At 71.8% G+C, this 23145-nt stretch carries 23 protein-coding genes; 17 read left to right on the forward strand and 6 right to left on the reverse strand.

What is annotated here, in order from left to right:
- Positions 1–49: 49 nt before the first annotated feature.
- Entirely contained in the window at positions 50–523 is a 474-nt protein-coding gene (locus tag OG792_RS06030; protein ID WP_329108134.1) for a DUF6232 family protein, read from the reverse strand.
- Positions 524–615: 92 nt separating this feature from the next.
- Here OG792_RS06030 and OG792_RS06035 point away from each other — a divergent pair, with 92 nt between their 5' ends.
- Together OG792_RS06035 and OG792_RS06040 are read left to right on the forward strand one after the other, a co-directional pair.
- The gene (locus OG792_RS06035) at positions 616–1389 is read left to right on the forward strand and encodes an enoyl-CoA hydratase-related protein (RefSeq protein WP_329108136.1); all 774 of its coding nucleotides are present in this window, start codon (positions 616–618) and stop codon (positions 1387–1389) included.
- Positions 1390–1482: 93 nt separating this feature from the next.
- Complete coding sequence (locus OG792_RS06040; RefSeq protein ID WP_329108138.1) at positions 1483–3129, forward strand: acetolactate synthase; 1647 nt, start codon at positions 1483–1485, stop codon at positions 3127–3129.
- Here OG792_RS06040 and OG792_RS06045 read toward each other — a convergent pair.
- From OG792_RS06045 to OG792_RS06060, 4 genes are all read right to left on the reverse strand, one after another.
- A complete protein-coding gene (locus OG792_RS06045; protein WP_329108140.1) occupies positions 3112–4629 on the reverse strand; it encodes a DUF6020 family protein in 1518 nt (505 codons plus the stop codon). The two genes, OG792_RS06040 and OG792_RS06045, sit on opposite strands and share 18 nt — an antisense overlap.
- Before the next feature lie 138 nt (positions 4630–4767).
- Positions 4768–5172, reverse strand: coding sequence for a PLDc N-terminal domain-containing protein (locus OG792_RS06050; RefSeq protein ID WP_329108142.1), 405 nt, complete (start codon positions 5170–5172; stop codon positions 4768–4770).
- A 28-nt stretch (positions 5173–5200) separates the two neighbouring features.
- Positions 5201–5533: a DUF202 domain-containing protein gene (locus OG792_RS06055; protein ID WP_329108144.1), complete on the reverse strand. Its 333-nt coding sequence runs from the start codon at positions 5531–5533 to the stop codon at positions 5201–5203.
- Positions 5530–5922, reverse strand: a complete 393-nt coding sequence (locus OG792_RS06060; RefSeq protein ID WP_329108146.1) for a YidH family protein — start codon at positions 5920–5922, stop codon at positions 5530–5532. The genes OG792_RS06055 and OG792_RS06060 overlap by 4 nt, the downstream gene beginning before the upstream one ends.
- A gap of 41 nt (positions 5923–5963) precedes the next feature.
- Here OG792_RS06060 and OG792_RS06065 point away from each other — a divergent pair, with 41 nt between their 5' ends.
- The 11 genes from OG792_RS06065 to OG792_RS06115 all read left to right on the forward strand — a co-directional run bounded on the left by OG792_RS06065 (position 5964) and on the right by OG792_RS06115 (position 15758).
- Entirely contained in the window at positions 5964–6815 is an 852-nt protein-coding gene (locus tag OG792_RS06065; RefSeq protein WP_329108147.1) for a GNAT family N-acetyltransferase, read from the forward strand.
- Positions 6816–6847: 32 nt separating this feature from the next.
- Positions 6848–7237, forward strand: a complete 390-nt coding sequence (locus tag OG792_RS06070) for a hypothetical protein (protein ID WP_329108149.1) — start codon at positions 6848–6850, stop codon at positions 7235–7237.
- Between the two features lie 200 nt (positions 7238–7437).
- Positions 7438–8229 carry an electron transfer flavoprotein subunit beta/FixA family protein gene (locus OG792_RS06075; protein WP_329108150.1) on the forward strand — a complete coding sequence of 264 codons (792 nt, stop codon included), beginning with the start codon at positions 7438–7440 and terminating at the stop codon, positions 8227–8229.
- Positions 8230–8255: 26 nt separating this feature from the next.
- Positions 8256–9215: an electron transfer flavoprotein subunit alpha/FixB family protein gene (locus OG792_RS06080; protein WP_329108152.1), complete on the forward strand. Its 960-nt coding sequence runs from the start codon at positions 8256–8258 to the stop codon at positions 9213–9215.
- A gap of 245 nt (positions 9216–9460) precedes the next feature.
- Positions 9461–10639 (forward strand): cysteine desulfurase family protein, encoded by a 1179-nt coding sequence (locus OG792_RS06085; RefSeq protein ID WP_329108154.1) that lies wholly within the window; start codon positions 9461–9463, stop codon positions 10637–10639.
- Between the two features lie 70 nt (positions 10640–10709).
- A complete protein-coding gene (gene mnmA, locus OG792_RS06090) occupies positions 10710–11783 on the forward strand; it encodes a tRNA 2-thiouridine(34) synthase MnmA (RefSeq protein WP_329108156.1) in 1074 nt (357 codons plus the stop codon).
- Between the two features lie 31 nt (positions 11784–11814).
- Positions 11815–12822 (forward strand): methionine synthase, encoded by a 1008-nt coding sequence (locus tag OG792_RS06095; protein WP_329108158.1) that lies wholly within the window; start codon positions 11815–11817, stop codon positions 12820–12822.
- 244 nt (positions 12823–13066) lie between these two features.
- The gene (locus tag OG792_RS06100) at positions 13067–13426 is read left to right on the forward strand and encodes a VOC family protein (protein WP_329108159.1); all 360 of its coding nucleotides are present in this window, start codon (positions 13067–13069) and stop codon (positions 13424–13426) included.
- A gap of 123 nt (positions 13427–13549) precedes the next feature.
- Complete coding sequence (locus OG792_RS06105) at positions 13550–14071, forward strand: Pycsar system effector family protein (RefSeq protein WP_329108161.1); 522 nt, start codon at positions 13550–13552, stop codon at positions 14069–14071.
- Between the two features lie 82 nt (positions 14072–14153).
- Entirely contained in the window at positions 14154–15170 is a 1017-nt protein-coding gene (locus OG792_RS06110) for an ADP-ribosylglycohydrolase family protein (protein ID WP_329108163.1), read from the forward strand.
- 294 nt (positions 15171–15464) lie between these two features.
- Positions 15465–15758, forward strand: a complete 294-nt coding sequence (locus OG792_RS06115) for a hypothetical protein (RefSeq protein WP_329108165.1) — start codon at positions 15465–15467, stop codon at positions 15756–15758.
- Between the two features lie 26 nt (positions 15759–15784).
- Here the strand turns inward: OG792_RS06115 and OG792_RS06120 are convergent, their stop codons facing one another.
- Positions 15785–16303 carry a type II toxin-antitoxin system PemK/MazF family toxin gene (locus OG792_RS06120; RefSeq protein WP_329108167.1) on the reverse strand — a complete coding sequence of 173 codons (519 nt, stop codon included), beginning with the start codon at positions 16301–16303 and terminating at the stop codon, positions 15785–15787.
- A gap of 203 nt (positions 16304–16506) precedes the next feature.
- Between OG792_RS06120 and ligA the strand changes: the two genes are divergently transcribed.
- The 4 genes from ligA to gatA all read left to right on the forward strand — a co-directional run bounded on the left by ligA (position 16507) and on the right by gatA (position 23101).
- Positions 16507–18657: an NAD-dependent DNA ligase LigA gene (ligA, locus tag OG792_RS06125; RefSeq protein ID WP_329108169.1), complete on the forward strand. Its 2151-nt coding sequence runs from the start codon at positions 16507–16509 to the stop codon at positions 18655–18657.
- Between the two features lie 176 nt (positions 18658–18833).
- Positions 18834–21251, forward strand: coding sequence for a putative bifunctional diguanylate cyclase/phosphodiesterase (locus tag OG792_RS06130; protein WP_329108171.1), 2418 nt, complete (start codon positions 18834–18836; stop codon positions 21249–21251).
- Positions 21252–21320: 69 nt separating this feature from the next.
- Positions 21321–21620: an Asp-tRNA(Asn)/Glu-tRNA(Gln) amidotransferase subunit GatC gene (gene gatC / locus OG792_RS06135; protein ID WP_329108173.1), complete on the forward strand. Its 300-nt coding sequence runs from the start codon at positions 21321–21323 to the stop codon at positions 21618–21620.
- Positions 21621–21625: 5 nt separating this feature from the next.
- Positions 21626–23101, forward strand: coding sequence for an Asp-tRNA(Asn)/Glu-tRNA(Gln) amidotransferase subunit GatA (gene gatA / locus OG792_RS06140; protein WP_329108175.1), 1476 nt, complete (start codon positions 21626–21628; stop codon positions 23099–23101).
- Positions 23102–23145 lie beyond the last annotated feature (44 nt).

Below are 23145 nucleotides of genomic sequence, written 5' to 3' on the forward strand. Positions count from 1 at the left end.
GGCCGCGCCGGGTCGTTCCGAACCGGTCCGGCCGGGACGGGGCCTGTGATCAGCGGGGGCGGGGGGCTCGCTGCCGCTGCTCCACGGCCCGTTGCAGCGCCCGGTAGATCTGACCGAACTTCAGCGCGTCGTGGGTCTGGAGGACCCGGATCGGCTGGCCGTGCCAGCGCACCCAGATCTCCAGCCGGTGCGAACCCCGGGTGTAGGACCGGTCCAGGAATTCGAGCAGCAGGTCGGCGACCGGGGCGACGGCGAGCCCGACCAGGCACGATGCGCCGACGATGGCGAGCGTGACGGTGAACGAGGTGTGGAAGCGGATAGCGAGGCCGATGCCGAGTACGGCGGCGACCACCGGACCGATCAACCCGAAACCGAGCGCACCCCGTCCGGCCAGTACGCGCCAGGAGCGGCTGCCACGCTGGTGCCAGATTTCGGCCAGTTCGGGCAGGGGATAGGCGCGTTCGCCGACCCGGATCGCCTCGGAGGTGACCCGTACGGACCGGTCGTCGTAATAGGTGATCATGTGCTTCACGTCCTGGTCACGGGGACACCAGACAACGTACCCAACGAGTGGCGTCGTAGTGTGGGTGTGCGACTTCGATGTGGAGGTGGAGTGTGGGCGACTTCGTCCGGCTGGAGATCAGCGACGGTATCGGCACGATCCGGCTGGAGCGGCCGCCGATGAACGCGCTGAACACCACGGTGCAGGAGGAGTTGCGGGCCGCTGCCGCCGCCGTCACCACGGACCCCGACGTCCGTGCGGTCATAGTCTACGGCGGCGAGAAGGTGTTCGCCGCCGGCGCGGACATCAAGGAGATGGCCGACATGTCGTACGTGGACATGGCGGCCCGAGCGGTCGAACTGTCCAGCGCGCTCGGCGCCATCGCCCGGATCCCCAAGCCGGTGGTCGCGGCGATCACCGGTTACGCCCTCGGCGGCGGCTGCGAACTGGCGCTCGCCTGTGACTGGCGGGTCGCCGCCGACGACGCGAAGCTCGGTCAGCCGGAGATCAGGCTCGGCATCATCCCGGGCGCGGGTGGCACCCAGCGGTTGGCGCGGCTGGTCGGCCCGGCGCGGGCCAAGGATCTGATCATGTCGGGGCGGATGGTCGACGCCGCCGAGGCGCTGGCGATCGGGCTGGTCGATCGGGTGGTTCCGGCCGATCGGGTGTACGCGGAGGCGGTCGCGCTGGTCTCGCCGTACGTTTCGGGTCCGGCCCAGGCGCTGCGGGCGGCGAAGCTGGCGGTCGACGGCGGCCTGGACATGGATCTGGCCTCCGGTCTGGCCTGGGAGAGCCAGCTCTTCGCGGCGCTGTTCGCCACCGACGACCGGCGCGAGGGCATGGCCGCCTTCGTGGCGAAGCGGAAACCGGACTTCACCGGGCGCTGACCCGCAGACTGCTCCGGAGAGAGGCGAGTCTTCTTCACCTTTTCCGGGTCGGCCGATAACCTGGGCACCCACGGTGACGATGAGGGAGCGGCGATGACGGAGCGGATCGAAGGTCACGGCGGCGACTTGGCGGTGGCGGCGCTGCGGGCGTACGGCATCACCGAGATGTTCACCCTCTCCGGTGGCCACGTCTTTCCGCTCTACGACGCCGCCCACCGCAGCGAGGTCGACGCCGCCGGGCGACCGCCGATGCGGATAGTCGACGTACGACACGAGCAGTCTGCGGTCTTCGCCGCCGAGGCGGTGGCCAAGCTGCGCCGCCGTCCGGGACTCGCCGTGCTCACCGCCGGCCCCGGCGTCACCAACGGCATCTCCGGGCTGACCAGCGCCCACTTCAACGGTTCACCGGTGCTGGTGATCGGGGGCAGGGCACCGGCCTTCCGCTGGGGTTCGGGCAGCCTCCAGGAGATCGACCACCTGCCGCTGGTCACCCCGGTCACCAAGCACGCCGCCACCGTGTTCGACACCGACGAGATCCCCGGCGCGATCGAGACCGCGCTCACCGCCGCGCTCAGCCCGCACCGAGGTCCGGTCTTCCTCGACCTGCCGCTGGAGGTGGTCTTCTCGGTCGGCGAGGCGGTCGCGCCGACCGCGGCGGCGATCGCCCCGCTCGAACCGGACCCGGAGGAGGTCGACCGGGCCGCCCGGCTGATCGCCGGTGCCCAGCGACCCATGATCATCGCCGGGTCGGACGTGTACGCCGGTGACGCCACCGCCGCCCTGCGCGAGGCCGCCGAGGCGTTGCAGATCCCGGTCTTCGCCAACGGCATGGGACGCGGCTCGCTCCCGCCGGAGCACCCGCTCGCCTTCGCCAAGGCCCGCCGGACCGCGCTCAACGGCGCGGACGTGATCGTGGTGGTCGGCACCCCGCTCGACTTCCGGCTGGGCTTCGGCGACTTCGGCGACGCCCAGCTCGTACACATCGTGGACGCGCCCACCCAGCGGGCCGGGCACGTCCAGCCGGCCGCCAGCCCCGCCGGTGACCTGCGGCTGATCCTCTCCGCGCTGGCCGACCACCGGGGCGACCGCGAGGACCATGCCGCCTGGATCGCCGACCTGCGGTCGGTGGAGAACGCCGCGAAGAAGCGGGACGCGGACGAGATGGCGGCCGAGTCCGACCCGATCCGACCGGCCCGGGTCTACGGCGAGCTGCGCCGGGCACTGGACCCGGACGCGATCACCATCGGCGACGGCGGCGACTTCGTCTCGTACGCCGGCCGCTACCTCGAACCGTCGATGCCCGGCACCTGGCTCGACCCCGGCCCGTACGGCTGCCTCGGCACCGGCATGGGTTACGCGATGGGAGCCAGGGTCACCCACCCCGACCGCCAGGTCTGCGTGCTGATGGGCGACGGGGCGGCCGGCTTCTCGCTGATGGACGTCGAGTCGCTGGCCCGGCAGAAGCTGCCGGTGGTGATCGTGGTGGGCAACAACGGCATCTGGGGGCTGGAGAAGCACCCGATGAACGCCATGTACGGCTACGACGTCGCCGCCGACCTGCAACCCGAACTGCGCTACGACGACGTGGTGACCGCGCTCGGCGGGGCGGGCGAGACGGTGGCGAAGGCCGGTGACCTGCGTCCGGCGTTGCAGCGGGCCTTCGATTCCGGGGTGCCGTACCTGGTCAACGTGCTGACCGATCCGGCGGACGCGTACCCGCGCTCATCCAACCTGGCCTGATTCGGCCGGTGCCGCCTCGACCGGGTCCCGCTCCGGTGCGGATCCGGTCGGGCGGCGGGCGGTCAGCAGCAGCGGGAGCAGCAGGATGCCCAGCACGTACGGGGCGAACATGTAGCGGGCGCCCTGCATGTTGTTGATCGCCAGCACCGAGAGCTGGTTTCCGGCGGTGAGACTGGCCAGGGCGAGCACGGCCGGCTCCCGGCGTCGCCAGGCGACCAGCCCGACCACCAGGTACGCCGCGTACGCCCAGTTGGCGCCGCGCCACCACAGCCACTCCGGGTTCACCGTACGGGCGTTGAGCTGCACCGCGAGGTCGTAGGCGGCTTGGCTGCGCGGGGCGGAGTAGGCGTCGTACCGGGCGGGACTGGCCCGGAACAGCGGGTCCCGCGCGACGTACGCCTTGACCGACCACGGGTTCGGGTTGCGGGCGACGTTCCCGGTCGATGCCGGGTTCCAGCCGATCGAGCTGCGGCAGAGCCGGCCGCCGATCACCCCGCCCGGTGAGCGCTTCAGCAGCCGCCCCCAGATCGACACCAGCTCCGACTTGTGTACGGCGGCGGCGTCGCGGTCGAAGGCGGGGGCCCAGACGGTCGGGTCGACCGAGTAGCAGTCCGCCGACTCCCGCCAGTGGCTCAGCGGTGCCACCTGGGCCATCACCGCCGTGTCGGTGGCGGAGAAGCCGGCCGGGTCGTCGGCGTAACCGACCGCTATGTCACCGAAGAGCGTCTCCAGCGCGACCAGGGAGCCGGCGTCGCGTACGCCGAGGGCGGGCAGCAGCAGCCAGTTGGTCAGCAGCGCGACGGTGATCGCGGTGAGGCCGGCGACGATCATCCGGACCGCCGTGGCGCGCAGCACCAGCAGGCAGACCGCGATCAGGACCGCGGTGACGATGAACCCGTTCTGCCGGAACAGGCAGAGCAGGGTCAGTTCGGCCAGCAGGGCGAGGAACAGGCTGCGCGGGAACGCGGGGGTGTCGCCGGCCCGGCGGCGGGCGACCAGGCGGGCGACCGTACCGAGCAGGAAGACGTGTACGACGACGAACGGCACGTCCTTCCACACGGCCAGCACGAACGAGCCGACCGGTGGCAGGGCGACCAGGACGACGGCGGCGGTGGTCCACGCCCAGCCGGGGCCGCCGAGCCGGCGCAGCCCGGTCACCGCGTACGTCAGCCCGGCGGCCAGGGCCACCGTCTGGAGCAGGGTGAGCGCGGCGACCCCGCCGGTGAGCTGGAGCGACAGCCACACCAGCGAGGTGTACGTGATCGGGTGGTGGGTGTTCCAGTTGCCGGTGGTCGACTGCCACATGTAGTTGAGCGAGTCGGGGCTGAACAGGCCGGGGTAGTAGGCGACCCACCAGAACAGCAGCACGAGCTGGGTTGCCGCGAAACTGACCAGCGCGTACGCCGGCAGCCGGTCGCGGCGGAGCAGTCGCCGCCGGGTCGGGGCGGGCGATTCGGCGGCGGGGCGGCTGGCAGTCTCGCCCGAGGTGTCGTCGTCCATCTCCGCCGTCTCTCCGAGCGTCTCGCGCGGGCACCGGGACCCACGCGCGGCCGGTGCCGGGCGTGAGCCAAGGCGCCATGGTACGACCGACCGGCGCCGCCGGAGGAATCGGAGCGGCCGATCCGGACAAGCGGCCGGTTACGCCTCGGGTCGCTTCTCCTCCACCGGCGGTTCGTCGCCCTCCCGGCGCCGGATCTCACCCTCGCGGCGGCGCAGGTCCTCCTCCCAGCGTTCGAAGAGTTCCCGGTCCTTCTTCGCCTGTTCGGAGGCGAGCGAGGTGAGGAATTCCGGGTTGTCGTCCGGGGCGACCGGCCGGCGTCGTTCGGCGCCGCGGCCGCCGGGGGCGCCACGGCGGGCGGCGCGGATCGGGCGGCCGGCGAAGAACCAGGTGATCGGTCCGATCAGCGGGATGAGGATGATCGGCACCCAGGCGAATCGGGGCAGGGCGCGGATGTCTGCCTTGTCCGCGCTGAGGCAGCTGATCAATGCGCAAGCGGCGAGGACGACGTGCGCGACAAAGGCAAATAACATCAGGCGAACCATAGGGGCAATGATGACCCACCGGGTCACCTCATCCTAGTGCGCGCAGGACCAGCAGCACACCGAGTCCGGCGTAGCCGACGGTGACCAGGGTGAGCAGCGGCATGGTTCGGCCGCCCGACGGTCTCGACGGGGTCCGGCTCGCCCGCCGGGTGATCGCGCCGCCGACCGCCAGTAGCCCGGTCGCCACGGCGGTGGCGAGGACCACCGTGGCGGCACCACCGTGGGTCACGGCCAGCCGTACGGCGAGCACGGCGACGGCGGCCAGCGCCAACCCGGTACGCCGCCGGGCGAGCCGGGTTCGTTCCGGTTGCAGGCCGGGGTCCCGGTCCATCCGTTCCGGCGGCCAGGGGTCCCGGTTCACTCGCCCCGGATCACCTTCAGCAGCACGGTCGCGACCAGCAGCAGCGCGCCGATGGCGACCGCGAGGGCGAGCAGGGCGGGGAACCGGGACGGGGGCAGTTCGGTGCCGAGCCGGATGGCCCGCTCGGTGCGTACCCAGCGGTCGACGGCGTGCAGCGCGACCGCGCCGCCGAGCACCAGCAGTGCCACCGAGATCGCCTCGCGCAGGTGGGTCAGCGGCAGCGGGGGCAGGAACTGGGCGATCGCCAGCCCGCCGGCGATCAGCGCCAGCCCGGTACGCAGCCAGGCCAGGAAGGTGCGCTCGTTGGCCAGGGAGAACCGGTAGTCGGGCCGGGTGCCGACGAGGTGCAGCCGTTCCGGGTTCCACCACTGTTTGATCGTTTCGCGCACGACCCGAATTATCCGGTCGACGTCGACCGTAGCCTGGGTGGGTGACTGATCTGGACGTTTTCACGCTGCGGACCGCGTACGACAACCAGTTGCGGGCCCGGGTGCCGGACCCGATGCCGGCCGGGGCGACGGTGGAGCGGGACGGGCCGCTGTTGCGGTTTCTCGGTCTCGATCACGGGGGCTTCCTCGGTTACCGGGACCTCGACGGGTTGACCGGTGCGGCGCTGGACGACCTGATCAACCGGCAGCGGGACATCTTCGCGGCGCGCGACGAGTCGGTGGAGTGGAAGCTGCACGGGCACGACGAGCCGGTGGACCTGCCGGATCGGCTGCGGGCCGCCGGGTTCGTGCCCGAGGACGAGGAGACCGTCGTGATCGGCCCGGTCGCGGCGCTGTCGGCCGCGCTTCCGGTGCCACCTCCCGGCGTACGGCTGCGTGAGGTGACCGCCCGCGCGGACCTGGACCGGATCGCGGAGATGGAGTCGATCGTCTGGGGTGAGCCGCGCGACTGGCTGGCCGACGCGCTGGAGCGGGAGCTGGCGGTCGACCCGGCGGTCTCGCACGGCGGGTCGGGTGCGGACGGTTCGGAGGTCTGGCCGCAGTCGCTGACCGTGGTGGTGGCGGAGGAGGTCGACTCGGGCCGGGTGGTGAGCGCCGGCTGGGTCCGGTACGTCGCCGGTACCGGTTTCGCCACCCTGTGGGGCGGGTCGACGCTGCCGGACTGGCGCAACCGGGGCATCTACCGTTCGTTGGTCGTCTACCGGGCGCGACTCGCCGACGCCCGTGGTTTCACCCTGTTGCAGGTGGACGCCTCGTCGGACAGTCGGCCGATCCTGGAGCGACTCGGGTTCGTCGCCGTCACCTCGACCACCCCGTACGTCTACACTCCTTAACCGTGTCCGATCCGCTCAGCGATGAGGAGAGGATGACCCTCAAGAGGGCGGCGTTCGGCGCGGTCTTCCTGGTCTCCAACGCCGATCCCGGCGTCCTCTCCATGGTCAAGGAGAGCTTCGCCGCCTCCACCGCGATCGCCGGCAGCACCGGTCTGGTCCGGGAGGTGTTGACCAGTGGCGCCCTGCCCCGCTTCTCGGCGGACCATCCGGGCGAGCTGAAGCCGGACGAGGTGGAGTCGGTGGCGTTGCCGGCGTTGCGCAGCGCGATCCGGATCCTGCGCGCGAAGGCGCCGGACGAGTTGGAAAACTACCGGCGTACGGTGCTGCGCGCCGGTGACGAGGTGGCGCGGGCCTCGGACGGTGTGAGCGAGGCCGAGGCGGCGATGCTCGACAAGATCAGGGACGCCCTGTCCGTCTCCTGAGCGGCCCCGACCCGGCGCGGCCCGGCACCGGTGAGCTGTGTCACGCTGAGTGTCCGGGAAAGCAATGCTACTGATAGGTAACATAGCCGGTGGGCAACCCCACAGCGTGCCGCAGTTGACCGATCGTTAAGGAACGCGGGACGCTCCGCCCCGGAACCGGGCGAGGCCGGCAACACCAACAGGAGGGTCGTCGAAGCGCGATGAACATCGTCGTACTCGTCAAGCAGGTGCCCGACTCGGGCGCGGACCGCAGCCTGCGCAGTGACGACAACACCACCGACCGGGGGTCGGCAAACAACGTCATCAACGAGATGGACGAGTACGCCATCGAAGAGGCGTTGCGGATCAAGGAAGCGCACGGCGGCGAGGTGACCGTGCTGACCATGGGCCCGGACCGGGCCACCGAGTCGATCCGCAAGGCGCTGTCGATGGGGCCGGACAAGGCCGTACACGTGCTCGACGACGCGCTGCACGGATCCTGCGCCGTCGCCACCTCCCGGGTGATCGCGGACGCCCTCCGCACCCTCGACGCCGACCTGGTGATCTGCGGTGCCGAGTCCACCGACGGCCGGGTCCAGGTGCTGCCGCACATGCTCGCCGAACGGCTCGGCGTCGCCGCCCTGACCGGTGCCCGCAAGCTCACCGTCGAGCCGGGCGCCGACGGCACGGTGCTGACCGCGGAGCGGCAGACCGAGGAGGGCTACGAGGTGGTCAGCGCCAACACCCCCGCGATCGTCTCGGTCTGGGACACCATCAACGAGCCGCGCTACCCCTCATTCAAGGGGATCATGGCGGCGAAGAAAAAGCCGGTGCAGACCCTGTCACTCGCCGATCTGGGCGTGCCCGCGGCCGAGGTGGGCAGCGCCGGCGCGACCAGTGTCGTGCTGGAGCACAGCAAGCGCCCGCCGCGTTCCGGTGGCGCCAAGGTCACCGACGGGGGCTCCGGCGGCGTCGCGCTGGTGGAATACCTCGCCGCCGAGAAGTTCGTCTGAGCAGGTTCGAGAGAGAAGAGACGGTCATGGCTGAAGTGCTTGTCGTGGTCGAGGCCACCACAACGTTCGGTGTCAAGAAGGTCACCCTCGAACTGCTCACCCTGGCCCGCGAGCTGGGTACGCCGTCGGCCGTGGTGCTCGGTGGCCCCGGTGCCGCCGACGCGCTCGCCGAGAAACTGGGCGAGTACGGCGCGGCCAAGATCTACGCCGCGGAGAGCGAGGAGATCGACGGACACCTGGTGGCCCCCAAGGCCACCGTGCTCGCCGAGCTGGTCAAGCGGGTGCAGCCGGCGGCTGTGCTGCTCGGATCGACCCAGGAGGGCAAGGAGATCGCCGGCCGGCTGGCGGTCAAGCTGGACAACGGCATCCTCACCGACGTGGTCGAACTGGCCGCCGACGGCACCGCCACCCAGGTCGCCTTCGCCGGTTCCGCCATCGTGAAGTCGAAGGTGACCCGCGGGCTGCCGCTGGTCACCCTGCGGCCGAACTCGGTCACCCCGAGCCCGGCCCCGGCCACCCCCGAGGTGGAGCGGCTCACCGTCGAGCTCGGCGCGGCCGACAGACTGACCCGGGTGGTCCAGCGGGTCGCCGAGCAGAAGGGCTCCCGGCCCGAGCTGACCGAGGCGTCGGTGGTCGTCTCCGGTGGGCGCGGTGTCGGCAACGCGGACAACTTCAAGCTGGTCGAGGAGCTGGCCGACCTGCTCGGCGGCGCGGTCGGAGCGTCCCGGGCCGCGGTCGACTCCGGCTTCTACCCGCACCAGTTCCAGGTCGGACAGACCGGCAAGACGGTCTCGCCGCAGCTCTATGTGGCGCTCGGCATCTCCGGCGCGATCCAGCACCGGGCCGGCATGCAGACCTCGAAGACCATTGTCGCGGTGAACAAGGACGGCGAGGCGCCGATCTTCGAACTCGCCGACTTCGGCGTGGTCGGTGACCTGTTCAAGGTGGTCCCGCAGGCCGCCGAGGAGATCCGCAAGCGCAAGTAGGTACCCCGCCGCGTGACCGACCCGGTATGGGCCGGTAAGGAGCGGCGAGCCGTACGACAGGGTGGCCGTCCGGATCCGGACGGCCACTTTTGGCGTACGTGTGAGCTGGGGTGCAGTGGTGGCCGTCCGGGTTGGTCTTCGCAATCCATGTCGAACCGGGCGAGGGGCAGATCACCTCGAATCGGACCGAGATAACCGGACCGGCCGCCGGTGCACCCCTTACGGGTCCGGATAGGCTTGGCGCGATGACTTATCTGGATCACGCCGCGACCACACCGATGCTCGAATCGGCGCTGGAGGCGTACGTCGCCACGGCCCGCGAGGTCGGCAACGCCTCGTCGCTGCACGCGGCCGGCCGGTGGGCCCGCCGCCGGGTGGAGGAGTCCCGCGAACGGGTGGCCGCCGTACTCGGCGCCCGCCCCTCCGAGGTGATCTTCACCGGCGGCGGTACGGAGAGCGACAACCTCGCCCTCAAGGGCATCCACTGGGGTCGGCGCGCGGCCGAACCGACCCGGAACCGGGTGGTGGTCAGCGCGGTCGAGCACCACGCCGTACTCGACTCGGTGCACTGGTTGGAACAGCACGAGGCAGCCGAGGTCGGGCTGCTGGCGGTCGACGCCACCGGTCGGGTCGACCCGGCCACGCTCGCCGCCCAGCTGCACGAACACGGCGACCGGACCACCCTGGTCAGCGTCATGTGGGCCAACAACGAGGTCGGCACCGTCCAGCCGATCGCCGCGCTGGCCGAGGTCGCCGCCGGGTACGGCATCCCGGTGCACACCGACGCGGTCCAGGCCGTCGGCCAGGTGCCGGTCGACTTCGCCGCCAGCGGCGTCGCCGCGCTCACCCTGACCGGGCACAAGCTCGGCGGCCCGGTCGGCGTCGGCGCCCTGCTGCTCGGCCGGGACGTGCCCTGCGCCCCGCTGCTGCACGGCGGCGGCCAGGAACGCGACGTCCGCTCCGGCACCCTCGACGCGGCCGGCATCGTGGCCTTCGCGGTCGCCGTCGAGGCCGCCGTCAACGCCCAGCGCGAGTACGCGGCGAGGGTCGCCACCCTCCGCGACGACCTGACCAAGCGCCTGGTCGAGGTGGTCCCGGAGGTGGTCTGCAACGGCGACCCGGCCGACCGGCTGCCCGGCAACGCCCACTTCTCCTTCCCCGGCTGCGAGGGCGACGCCCTGCTGATGCTGCTCGACGCCCAGGGGATCGCCTGCTCGACCGGTTCGGCCTGCTCCGCCGGGGTGGCTCAGCCGTCGCACGTACTGCTCGCCATGGGGGCCGACGACGACCGGGCCCGCTCATCGCTGCGGTTCGCGCTCGGGCACACCTCGACCGCGCAGGACGTCGACGCGTTGATCGCCGCGCTGCCCGCCGCGGTGGAGCGGGCCCGTCGGGCCGGCGGCACCCGGTCCGCCCGGCGCTGACGGTGCGGGGCGCAGGGCAACCCGTGCGGGGCGCGGAGCTACCCTCGAACACGGTGAAGGGGGTTTTCCGGTGAGGGTTCTGGCAGCTATGTCCGGCGGGGTCGACTCGGCGGTCGCCGCCGCGCGGGCGGTCGAGGCGGGGCACGAGGTGACCGGCGTACACCTGGCGCTGTCGCGCAACCCGCAGACGTACCGGACGGGTGCGCGCGGCTGCTGCACCCTGGAGGACTCCCGGGACGCCCGGCGAGCCGCCGACGTGATCGGCATCCCGTTCTACGTCTGGGACATGGCGGACCGGTTCCATGAGGACGTGGTGGACGACTTCGTCGCCGAGTACGCCGCCGGCCGTACGCCGAACCCCTGCCTGCGCTGCAACGAGAAGATCAAGTTTTCGGCGGTGCTGGACCGGGCCATCGCCCTCGGCTTCGACGCCGTGGTGACCGGCCACCACGCCCGGCGGGGCGACGACGGTCTGCTGCGGCGCAGCGTCGACCTGGCCAAGGACCAGTCGTACGTCCTCGCCGTGCTGACCCGCGAGCAGCTCGACCGGTCGGTCTTCCCGCTCGGCGACTCGACCAAGGCCCAGGTCCGGACCGAGGCGGCGCAGCGCGGCCTCTCCGTCGCCGACAAGCCCGACTCGCACGACATCTGCTTCATCGCCGACGGCGACACCCGAAAGTTTCTCGCCGACCGGCTCGGTGAGGCCCCCGGCGACATCGTCGACGCCCGCACCGGTGCCGTCGTCGGCGCCCACGCCGGCGCCTACGCCTACACCGTCGGGCAGCGCAAGGGGCTCTCCCTGGGCGTGCCCGCGCCGGATGGCAAGCCCCGGTACGTGCTCTCGATCACCCCCAAGACCAACACCGTGACGGTCGGCCCGGTCGAGGCGCTGGAGGCCAGCGAGGTCGCCGCCCGACGTCCGGTGTGGACCGGCGGGGCGCTGCCGACCGAGGCCACGCCGTGCCAGGTGCAGTTGCGCGCCCACGGTGAGGTGGTGCCGGCCACGGTCCGGGTGACCGGCGACACCCTGCACGCGGAGTTGGGCAAGCCGGTCCGGGGCGTCGCCGCCGGTCAGGCGATCGTCGCGTACCGGCCCGACCCGGCCGGCGACGTGGTGCTCGGCTCCGCGACCATCACCGGCTGATCCTGACGTTCGGTGCACTAGCCTTCGGCCTGTGAACCACGATCAGTCATGGCCCTGGCCCGCCGGTACGGCCACCGGTATCGGCTCCATGCCCGGCACGGACATCGTCGAGGTGCAGCGGATCGTGCTGGGTGAACTGCCCGCGCTGCCGCACCTCGCGGAACTGCCCGGCCGGGGGCCCGGTGCCGACCTGATCGGCCGTACCGCCGGTTTCCTGGTCGACCTGCCGGTGGAGCTGTACACCGGTCGGTGGCGGGTCGCCGCGCGCCCCGGCAAGGACCTGCGCCGCGCCCATGACCTGCTGGAACGTGACCTCGACCAGCTCACCGAGCAGGCCGAGGGCTTCACCGGCACGGTCAAGATCTCCGCGGCCGGACCGCTGACCCTCGCCGCCGGCGTCGACCTCGCCATCGGCGGCCGGCTGCTGCGCGACCCCGGAGCCGTACGGGACCTGACCGACTCGCTCGCCGAGGGGCTGCGTACCCACGTCGCCGACGTACGCCGACGGCTGCCGGGCGCCACCGTACTGCTCCAACTCGACGAGCCGTCGCTGCCGGCGGTACTCGCCGGCCACGTGCCGACCGAGAGCGGCTTCGGCGCGTACCGCGCGGTCGAGACGAGTGCCGCCCGGGACCTGCTGCGGATAGTGGTGGACGCGGCCGACACGCCGCTGGTGGTGCACTGCTGCGCCCCGGACGTGCCGATGGAACTGTTCCGTACCGCCGGTGCCGTCGCCGTCTCGTTCGACCTCGACCTGATCACGCAGCTCGACCCGCTGGGCGAGGCGATCGAGTCCGGGCTCGGCCTGCTGGTCGGAGCCATTCCGGGTACGCCGCCCGCGTCCGGCCCGGATCCCTCGGCGGAACGGGTCGCCGACCGGATCCGCACCCTGTGGGACCGCCTCGGCTTCCCCCGCCCGCAGTTGGCCCGGCAGGTGGTGGTCACACCCACCTGCGGCCTGGCCGGCGCCACCCCGGACTACGCCCGTACCGCCCTCACCACAGCCCGCGAAACCGCCCGCCGCCTCCACGAGGTCTAACCCCCCGCCCCGCCCCGCCCCGTCCCCGCCCCGCCCCGCCCCCGCCCCCGCCCCCGTCCCCGCCCCCGTCCCCGCCCCCGCCCCCGCCCCGGCGATCTTGCACTTGTGGCGCCTGAATAGTGGCGTTGGTGCGGATTTGTGCGCCGCCACAACTGCAAGATCGCCGCGCTGGGTGGGGTGGCGGGTGGCGGGTGGGGGTGGGGGTGGGGGGTTTGGGGGTGGGGTGGGTGGGCAGGGTGGGGGCATGATTGGTGAGTTGCGCAGTGTGGTGGTCGACTGTCCGGATCCTCGGGGGCTGGCTGGCTTCTATGGGGAGTTGCTGGGGCGGACGGTTGTTCATGACAGTGATGACTGGGTGACGCTCGGGGGAGGCGCGGGGCAGCCTCGGGTGGCTTTTCAGCTGGCCGCTGGGCTGCGCGAACCTCGGTGGCCGGACCCGGAGCGGCCGCAGCAGTTCCACCTTGACGTGACGGTGGACGACATCGAGGTGGCCGAGGCGAAGGTGCTCGCGCTCGGCGCCACCCGGCTGCCCGGCGGCGGAGCGGACTTCCGGGTCTACGCCGACCCGGCGGGCCACCCGTTCTGCCTGGTCTGGGACAGCTGACCGGTCAACCCTCGACCGAGCTGGTCCGGGACAGCTGACCGGTCGACCCTCGACCGAGTCCACGGCTTGTCGTCCGTCTCTACAGTGGAAGATCCTTCCCGTGCCGCCGCTGCCGGAGACGCCTTGGAAACCGATGAGCCCCGCGACCCTTCATGGTCATCCGTAGAGAATCGGCTGATTGCCGAGATCGACGATATTCGAGCCACCATCAAGCACGCGGATACCAAAGCCTCAGCGCTGCTGAGCTGGGTAGGCGCGGTGTTGGTGCTGGTGGTGGCCATCCTGGCGTCCGGCGGGCAGGGAGCCAACGTCGGAGTGACCGTGGCGCTCGCCGGCGGTTGGGTCGGCGCCGGACTGATGACCATTGCCGTGGTCGAGTTGATGTACGTGGTGCGCACCCAACTGACCGGCACCGGATGGTCCCGGTACGCGGTGGTACGCACCGCCGACGAGTTGGTGGAGATCATCCGACGTGACGTCCAGGTGGACGAGGCGCAGAGAGCGCGGCTGCTCGCCGCCCGTCTGATGACGGTCTCCGGGATCGCCAAGCGGAAAGCGCGCCGGATCCGGCTCGCCACCCATTTCCTGGTGGGCGGCTTCGTCACACTGGTCTTCGTTGCGTGTCTGTTTGCCGTCGCGCGCTAGACCGTTGTCAGGAGCACCTCCGGGGCGTGAGGGGGGTGACCGCGCGCCGGATCGGGTTGACCGGGCCGGGCATGATCACGCCATGGCGTGGACGGAATCGGGTCGGCCGGCGTTGAGTGCGTCAGGATCGCTGTTCGGGCTGGCGTACGGGGATGCACTGGGCAAACCGACCGAATTCATGACCGTGCCGCAGATCGTGGCGACCTACGGGCCCGGCGGCCCGCGTACGTTGACCGGGGTTCCGGCGCTGGTCACCGACGACACCCAGATGGCGCTGGCGGTCGGCTGGGCGCTGTACGAGGCACCGGCGGCAACACCGGAGGTGCTCGAACCGCTGCTGCGGGCCCGGTTCCTGGACTGGGCGGTCAGCCCGGACAACAACCGGGCACCGGGCATGACCTGCCTGCGGGCCTGCGGTGAACTGGCCAAGGGCGGGCGCTGGCAGGCGGCGACCGTGGCCGGTTCGAAAGGCTGCGGCGCCAACATGCGGGTCACCCCGGTCGGGCTGGTGCCGGCGTACGACCTGGACACGCTCGCCGGGATTGCCCAGCTCCAGGCGGGGCTCACGCACGGCCACCCGACCGCGCTCGCGGCGAGCGAGCTGACCGCGTACGCGGTGCGGGTGTTGCGCGACGGCGCGGCGCTGGCCGACCTGCCGGCGTTGCTCCGGCAGCGGGCCCTCGGCCAGCGGACCGTCTACCGGATCGACTGGCTGGGCGACCTGTGGCGGCGCTCCGGCGTCGGTGAACCGGCGGACTTCATCGCCCGTGGCTGGGACGAGTGCCTGGCCGCGCTCGACCGGCTCGACGCGGCGCTGTCCGGGCCGGACGACGGTGGCGACCCGTGTCTGGCCACCGGCGACGGCTGGATCGCCGAGCAGGCACTGGCCACCGCGCTGCTCTGCGCCCTGCGGCACCCCGACGACCCGGTGTCCGCTCTGGCCAGAGCCGCGACCACCGCCGGCGACTCCGACTCGATAGCCGCCCTCACCGGCGCCCTCCTGGGCACCACCGGCGGCCTGAACATCTTCCCCGCGACCTGGCGAGACCAGATCGAGTACGCCGACCAACTAACCACCCTCGGCACCACCTGGAACTGACCCCACAAGCCTGTTGATCATGAAGTTAGCGCACCGCCAACGGCGAAAATCGGTCGCTAACTTCATGATCAACGGGCTTTGGTGGGGGTGGGTAGAGTGCGGGGGGTGGATGAGGGTGGGGGTTTGCGGCCGGGGGCTGATGGGGTCATGGTCGTGGGGGCACTGGTTGCGTTGGTGGGGTATTTGTTGCCCTGGTTCAAGCAGAGTGCCTCCTATAGCTGGTCGTATTCCGGGTGGGGATATGCCAGTTTGAGTAATGGCGGCGGCTGGACGCTCTTGACGTTCGGGTGGCTGGTGCTCGCGATTCTTGCCAGTCTGTGGGCGGGGCGGAGCGTTGCCGCCGCGATGGCCGGCATCGTCGGTGCGGTCGGCGCGGGCTTCTTCGCCCTCGCCGTGGTGGCCGCCAGCTTCGCCTCGATACCCGAGCAGACGAACACGAACTACATCACCGATCTGCCGGTGAACATCGGGCTGCCCCTGCTCGCCGGCGGGCTCGGCCTGCTGCTCGCCGGTGGCTGCCGGGCCGTCGCGGTCGGCGCCGTACGGGTGGGTCGGCAGGTCACGCCCCAGGCCGGCGACGCCGTGTGACGGCTGTTCGCCCGGCCCGCCCCTGGTCAGCGGGTGCGGCGTACCCGGTGTAGTTGGCCGACCCGGCGCCACAGGTCGGTGTCGCAACTGCCGGCCCGGTTGTCGAACGAGTCCAGCGACACCCGGATCGGCTCCGACAGGTCGAGCCAACTGTCCCGTCCGGCGGTCCGGTCCCAGCTTCCGGTCGGGATCCGTACATGGTCGTCGCGCTCGCTCTTGTCCTGACTGGTGATCTTCAGGACGTCCGCGCCGCGGCGCCCCCCGCGCAACACCAGGCACGGGCGTACCTTCGAACCGGTTCCGTCCTCGAACGGCACGTCGGCCCACCAGATCTCGCCCGGCTGAGGGCGTACCCGCTCCCGCGCCGGCTTGGTCGCGGGGCCGGACCTCGGGCGCGGCGGCGCGGTGGGACGACCCCGGGGCCGCCGCGGGGCGCGGCCCGGACCGGACGCGCGGCCCGGACTCCGACGAAACCGGCGTACGGACCAGCCGGTCGCGCCCGCGACCAGCCCGATCCCGATCAGCCAGAGCAGCCAGGTGGGCATCCGTCCTCCATCGTCGCCGGGCCGGCAAACTCGTACCGTGGCTGGTCCGCCCGCTGTCCGCGCCGGTGCTCGCGCCGGCCGTGGCGATCCTCGCATGCGACGGCGCGGCGGGCATCCGGTGCCGGTGGGTCCGGCGCCCCCGCCGTCCGATGTCCGCCCGGACCGATAGCGTGCGAGGGTAACGCGAGCACGGAGGTCAACCGGTGTCAGAGGAAGCGATCCCGCAGCAGGTCACCGCCGCTCAGGAGGCGGCGGCCGGCGCTGATCCGAGCGCGGCCGACCGGGAGCGGCACGGCGCCCTCAGCACCGAGATCGGCGAGCACCAGTACCGCTACTACAACCTGGACGCGCCGACGATCCCGGACGCCGACTTCGACCGGCTGCTGCGGGAGCTGGCGGCGCTGGAGGAACGGTTCCCGTCCCTGCGTACCCCCGAGTCGCCCACCCAGCGGGTCGGCGGCACCTTCTCCACCCTGTTCGCGCCGGTCAGCCACGCCGAGCGGATGATGTCGCTGGACAACGCCTTCGACCCCGACGAGTTGGCCGCCTGGGCGGAGCGGGTGGAGCGGGACGCCGGTGGCGCGGTCAGCTACCTGTGCGAGCTGAAGGTCGACGGGCTGGCGATCAACCTGACCTACGAGAACGGCCGGCTGGTCCGGGCCGCGACCAGGGGCGACGGCCGCACCGGCGAGGACGTCACCGCCAACGTACGGACGATCCGGGGGATCCCGGAGCGGCTGACCGACGGCCCCGACGGGGTGGCCCTGCCGGAGTTGCTGGAGGTCCGGGGCGAGATCTACTTCCCGATCGCGGCGTTCGCCGACGTGAACGCGGCCCAGGTCGAGCAGGGCAAGCCGCCGTTCGCCAACCCACGCAACGCCGCCGCCGGCAGTCTCCGGCAGAAGGATCCGAAGATCACCGCGTCCCGTCCGCTGCGGATGGTGGTGCACGGCATCGGCGCCCGGCGCGGCTTCGAGCCGGTTGCCCAGTCCGAGTCGTACGCGACCCTGCGCGCCTGGGGGCTGCCGACCAGCGACCGCTGGCGGGTGGTGCCGGACCTGGCCGCCGTACGCGACTACATCGACCACTACAACGAGCACCGGCACGACGTCGAGCACGAGATCGACGGGGTGGTGGTGAAGGTCGACCCGGTCGCCATCCAGGGTCGGCTCGGCTCCACCAGCCGCGCCCCGCGCTGGGCGATCGCCTTCAAGTACCCGCCCGAGGAGGTGACCACCAAGCTGCTCGACATCGAGGTCAACGTCGGGCGTACCGGGAGGGTCACCCCGTTCGCGGTGCTGGAACCGGTCCGGGTCGCCGGCTCCACGGTGGCGAAGGCGACCCTGCACAACGCCCAGGAGGTGGTGCGCAAGGGGGTGTTGATCGGCGACACGGTTGTCATCCGCAAGGCCGGTGACGTCATCCCCGAGGTACTCGGCCCGGTGGTCGACCTGCGCCCGCCCGACGCCCGCGCGTTCGAGATGCCGACCCACTGTCCGGCCTGCGGCACCCCGCTGGCGCCGGCCAAGGAGGGCGACATCGACATCCGCTGCCCGAACACCCGCGCCTGCCCGGCGCAGCTTCGGGAGCGGGTCTTCGCCCTGGCCGGCCGGAACGCGCTCGACATCGAGGTGCTGGGGGAGAAGGCGGCCGGTGCCCTGCTCGACGCGCACGCGATCGTCGACGAGGGGGACCTGTTCTCGCTCGACGCGGAGAAGCTGATGTCGGTGCCGCTGTTCGTCAACAAGGACGGCAGCCTGGGCAGCAACGCGGTCAAACTGCTCGACAACCTGGTCGAGGCCCGGCAGCGCCCACTCTGGCGGGTGCTGGTGGCGCTCTCCATCCGGCACGTCGGGCCGACGGCGGCACAGGCGCTGGCCCGGCACTTCGGCTCGATGGAGCGGATCGCGGCCGCCGGTGAGGAGGAACTCTCCTCGGTGGACGGGGTCGGCCCGACGATCGCGGCCAGCCTGCGCGAGTGGTTCGCGGTCGACTGGCACCACGAGGTCGTACGCAAGTGGACCGATGCCGGGGTCCGGATGGTGGAGGAGCGGGTCGAGCAGGGGCCGCGTCCATTGGAGGGGATCACCGTGGTGGTCACCGGGACCCTGGCCTCGTACTCCCGCGATCGGGCGGCGGAGGCGGTGCAGTCACGTGGCGGAAAGGTCAGCGGTTCGGTTTCGAAGAAAACCCATTTCGTGGTGGTGGGCGACAACCCCGGCAGCAAGGCTGACAAGGCGACGTCACTCAAGGTGCCGATCCTGGACGAGGCCGGATTCGAGATTCTGCTGGCCGAGGGCCCGGAAGCGGCGGTCGAGGCGGCCGCCGAGGCAGCGCAAGCTAACGAAGAGTAAGCATCGGATCAGCTCTGAGTTAAAGTCGTGGCCCGGCGAGATGCCGCGTATTTCAAGTTAGTCACGACTACAACCGATTCGCGTCTGTCGCCCCCCGCATCCGCCAGAAGAAGGCGTTTGATGGGTGCACCAGCGCGGCAGGTGGCCGCGCCCGGGACCACGGGTCGGGAGGTCACATGGAGGCCGCAGCACTGCGGAACTCCGTTCCTCCTGGGCGGGCGACCGCGTTCTACGGCTTCGTCTGGGCGATCGTCGGGTCGGCCGCCCTGCTCTCCGCCGTACCGCTGATGTCGTTGCCCGACCAGATTCCCCAACTACCGCCGGCATTCTGGGTCATGGCCGCGCTCGCCGCCGTATCCGACGCGCGACCGTTCACCCCGCCCGGCCGACGGCAGAGCGCGGCGGTGTTCCCGAGCATCTGCTTCACCTTCGCCATCCTGCTCGGCTGGGGACTCGCCCCGGCGATCGCCGTGCAGGCCGTCGCCGTACTGGTCTCCGGATTCCGGCTGCGGTACGCCCCCTGGCGCACCGCCTTCAACATCGCCCAGTACGCCTGCGCGCTGGCCGCCGCACACGCGGTCACCCGGCTCGGCTCCGCGGCTGCCTTCGGCACCCCGCCACAGCCGCGCTGGACCGACGTCGCCATCGTCGCCGGTGCCGCCGCCACCTGGTTCGCGATCAACTACGGCGTCATCACGTACGCCGTACGGCTGCGGTTCGGCAGCCCGTGGTGGCCGGCGTTCCGGCACGGACTCGGCTTCGAACTGCTCTCCACCGGCTCGTTGCTGCTGCTCGGACCGGTGGTGGTGGCCGCCGGCCGGGTCAGTCCCGCGCTGATCCCGCTGGTCCTGGTGCCGCTCTACGCGGTCTACCGGATGGCCCGGCTCTCCACCGAACAGGAACAACTGGCCCGGCTCGACCCGCTCACCGGCCTGGCCAACCGCAAGGCCCTGCTCGCCGAGGTCGGCGACCAGCTCACCGTCCACGCCGAGCAGGCCGCGAAGGGCGCCGCCGGCCGGCGCCTGGCCCTGCTCCTGCTCGACCTGGACCGGTTCAAGCACGTCAACGACGCCCTCGGCCACCAGGTCGGGGACCGGCTGCTGGTCCGGGTCGGCGAACGGCTCACCGCCACGGTCCGCCCCGCCGACGGTACGGTCCGCCGCGCCGACCTGGTCGCCCGGCTCGGCGGCGACGAGTTCGCCGTACTGGCGACCGGGCTGCGGGACGTGGACGAGGCCCGTGGCCTGGCCGAACGCGTGGTCGAGGCGCTGGTCGAGCCGGTCGCGCTCGACGGGTTGCCGCTCGACGTCAGCGGTTCGGTCGGCGTAGCGCTCTACCCCGAGCACGGCGAGGACTTCGCCACCCTGATGCGCCACGCCGAAGTCGCCATGTACGACGCCAAGAACCGGGGCGACACCGTCGCCGTGTACGCGCCCGAGTCCGACCACAACTCGCCCGAGCGGCTCAACCTCCTGGCCGACCTGCGCCGGGTCCTCGACCGGGGCGGCGGAGCCGACGCCGGTGAGATCACCATGTACTACCAGCCGCAGATAGCGATCTCCACCGGCGAGGTGGTCGGGGTCGAGGCGCTGCTGCGCTGGCGCCACCCCGTACGGGGCATGGTCGACCCGGAGGAACTGATCCGGGTCGCCGAACAGAGCGCGGTGATGCGCCTGCTCACCCGGCGGGTCATCGACGACGTGGTCGAACAGCTCGCGAAGTGGTCGGCGGCCGGCCTCGCCCTGCGGGCCGCGGTCAACGTCAGCGTCCGCGACCTGCACACCGGGGAGATCGCCGACCAGCTAGCCGACCGGCTGACCCGGTACGCCGTACCGCCGTCCTGGATCCAGCTGGAGATCACCGAGGGTGCCCTGATGGCCGACCCGCACCGGGTGCTCGCCACCATCGCCCGGCTCGACAAGATCGGCGTGGCGATCGCGCTGGACGACTTCGGCACCGGCTACTCCTCCATGCAGCACCTGCGCCGGCTGCCGCTGGCCGAGGTCAAGGTCGACCGTTCGTTCGTACTCGGAATGGCGACCGACGCCGACGACGCCGCCATCGTCCGCTCGGTGATCGAACTGGCCGGCGCGCTCGGCCTGCGGGTGGTCGCCGAGGGCGTCGAGGACGCCCGTACCTGGCGGCTGCTGCACGCCGCCGGCTGCGACGTCGCCCAGGGCTGGTTCTACGCCCGGCCGATGCCGGCCGAGGAACTGGTCGCCTGGCTGGCCCGCTACCGACCGCTGGTGCCCGGCCCGATCCAGGACAGCAGCGGCCGGCACCGGTCCAAGCCGCCGACCGCCGTCGAGACGCCCACCGCCGAACCGCCGCCGACCACCGACACCGCACCGCCCACCGCCGACCCGGCGGTCGCCGAGACGCCCGTCGCCGAGACGGCCGTCGCCGGCGCGCCGGCCGAACCGGTCCGGGCCCCCGGGACGTACGTGCTGCACGGGGTCGGCGGCGACGGGGCGTCCCTGACCGTTCAGGTCGAGGACGACGGTTCGTTCCTGCCCGAGCCGCCGAGCGCCGACCCGGCCGAGCCTGCCGACGCGGGGGGAGTCGGGGAGAGCACGCCTCCGGCCGGCAAATAGACTCGCTCGGGTCACGGCGCGCGTGTCACGCTGCGCCGGTAAGCACGTCCACGCACGAAGGGGGCACCGATGGCCGCCATCTCCCGCGAGGAGGTCGCGCACCTGGCGCGACTGTCGCGGCTCGCCGTCACCGAGGAGGAGTTGCAGACCTTCGCCGGCCAGCTCGACGTGATCCTCCAGTCGGTGGCCCGGGTAGGCGAGGTCACCGCGGCCGACATCCCGCCCACCTCGCACTCCGTGCCGCTGACCAACGTGCTCCGCGAGGATGTCGTGGTGCCGTGCCTGACCCCGGCCGAGGCGCTGTCCGGTGCACCGGATGTTGAGGAACAACGCTTCCGCGTACCGCGGATCCTGGACGAGGAGGCCTGACCGGCATGAGTGACGTGACCAGGATGACCGCGACGGAGGTCGCGGCCCTTGTCGCCGGTGGCGAGGCGTCCGCGGTCGAGGTGACCCGAGCGCACCTCGACCGGATCGCCGAGGTCGACGACCGGGTGCACGCCTTCCTGCATGTCGACACCGAGGGGGCGCTCGCCGCCGCCCGCGACGTCGACGCCCGCCGCGCCGCCGGAGAACCGCTCGGCCCGCTCGCCGGTGTGCCGGTCGCCGTCAAGGACGTGCTGACCACCAGGGGGGTGCCGACCACCGCCGGCTCCAAGATCCTCGAAAACTGGCGCCCACCGTACGACTCGACCATCGTCACCCGGCTGCGCGCCGCCGGTACGGTGCCGATCGGCAAGACCAACATGGACGAGTTCGCGATGGGCTCCTCCACCGAATACTCCGCCTACGGGCCCACCAACAACCCGTGGGACCTGGGCCGGATCCCCGGCGGCTCCGGTGGCGGAAGCGCCGCCGCGCTCGCCGCGTACGAGGCGCCGCTGGCGATCGGCTCCGACACCGGCGGCTCGATCCGCCAGCCCGGCGCCGTCACCGGCACCGTCGGCGCCAAGCCCACCTACGGCGGCACCTCCCGCTACGGGCTGATCGCCTTCTCGTCGTCGCTGGACACCCCCGGCCCGTGCGCCCGTACGGTCGAAGACGCCGCCCTGCTGCACGCGGTCATCGGCGGCCACGACCCGCGCGACTCCACCAGCATCCCGGCGCCGGTCCCGGACGTGGTCGCCGCCGCCCGGCTCGGCGCCACCGGCGACCTGACCGGCGTACGGCTCGGCATCGTCACCCAGTTCTCCGGCGAGGGTGCCGAACCGGGTGTGCTGGCCGCGTTCCGCGAGTCGGTCGACACGCTCACCAAGCTCGGTGCCGAGGTCGTCGAGGTCTCCTGCCCGCACTTCGAGTACGCGCTGCCGGCGTACTACCTGATCGCGCCGAGCGAGTGCTCGTCCAACCTGGCCCGGTTCGACGGGGTCCGGTTCGGCCTGCGGGTCGGCGACGACGGGGTCAAGTCGCTCGAAGAGGTCATGTCCCTCACCCGTGACCAGGGCTTCGGCCCCGAGGTCAAGCGGCGGATCATCCTCGGCACGTACGCGCTGTCGTCCGGCTACTACGACGCCTACTACGGGCAGGCGCAGAAGGTCCGTACCCTGATCACCCGCGACTTCACCGCCGCGTTCGAGCAGGTCGACGTGCTGATCTCGCCGACCACCCCGTTCGTGGCGTTCCCGTTCGGGTCGCGCACCGGGGACCCGTACCAGATGTACCTGGCCGACCTCTACACGATCCCGACCAACCTGTACGGCGGCCCGGCGATCTCGGTGCCCTGCGGCCTGTCCGAGGGGCTGCCGGTCGGCCTCCAGATCATGGCCCCGACCATGGCCGACGACCGGATGTACCGGGTCGCCGCCGCCCTGGAGTCGGCGGTCGGCACCTTCACCCCGCCGGCACTCTGAGTACGCTTGAACATGCTTTGTCTGGATGTCGCACGAGAGCTGGA

Origin of the sequence: Micromonospora sp. NBC_01699 (assembly GCF_036250065.1) — a bacterium.
GTDB lineage: Bacteria > Actinomycetota > Actinomycetes > Mycobacteriales > Micromonosporaceae > Micromonospora_G.

Excerpts from the sequence above, each read along its gene's own strand:
- OG792_RS06075 (WP_329108150.1), top strand. The coding sequence starts at position 7,438 with ATGAACATCGTCGTACTCGTCAAGCAGGTGCCCGACTCGGGCGCGGAC.
- OG792_RS06085 (WP_329108154.1), top strand. The coding sequence starts at position 9,461 with ATGACTTATCTGGATCACGCCGCGACCACACCGATGCTCGAATCGGCG.
- OG792_RS06045 (WP_329108140.1), bottom strand. The coding sequence starts at position 4,629 with ATGGACGACGACACCTCGGGCGAGACTGCCAGCCGCCCCGCCGCCGAA.
- OG792_RS06130 (WP_329108171.1), top strand. The coding sequence starts at position 18,834 with ATGGAGGCCGCAGCACTGCGGAACTCCGTTCCTCCTGGGCGGGCGACC.
- gatA (WP_329108175.1), top strand. The coding sequence starts at position 21,626 with ATGAGTGACGTGACCAGGATGACCGCGACGGAGGTCGCGGCCCTTGTC.
- OG792_RS06110 (WP_329108163.1), top strand. The coding sequence starts at position 14,154 with ATGGCGTGGACGGAATCGGGTCGGCCGGCGTTGAGTGCGTCAGGATCG.
- OG792_RS06070 (WP_329108149.1), top strand. The coding sequence starts at position 6,848 with ATGACCCTCAAGAGGGCGGCGTTCGGCGCGGTCTTCCTGGTCTCCAAC.
- OG792_RS06120 (WP_329108167.1), bottom strand. The coding sequence starts at position 16,303 with ATGCCCACCTGGCTGCTCTGGCTGATCGGGATCGGGCTGGTCGCGGGC.
- OG792_RS06100 (WP_329108159.1), top strand. The coding sequence starts at position 13,067 with ATGATTGGTGAGTTGCGCAGTGTGGTGGTCGACTGTCCGGATCCTCGG.
- OG792_RS06040 (WP_329108138.1), top strand. The coding sequence starts at position 1,483 with ATGACGGAGCGGATCGAAGGTCACGGCGGCGACTTGGCGGTGGCGGCG.
- OG792_RS06080 (WP_329108152.1), top strand. The coding sequence starts at position 8,256 with ATGGCTGAAGTGCTTGTCGTGGTCGAGGCCACCACAACGTTCGGTGTC.
- OG792_RS06030 (WP_329108134.1), bottom strand. The coding sequence starts at position 523 with ATGATCACCTATTACGACGACCGGTCCGTACGGGTCACCTCCGAGGCG.
- OG792_RS06050 (WP_329108142.1), bottom strand. The coding sequence starts at position 5,172 with ATGGTTCGCCTGATGTTATTTGCCTTTGTCGCGCACGTCGTCCTCGCC.
- gatC (WP_329108173.1), top strand. The coding sequence starts at position 21,321 with ATGGCCGCCATCTCCCGCGAGGAGGTCGCGCACCTGGCGCGACTGTCG.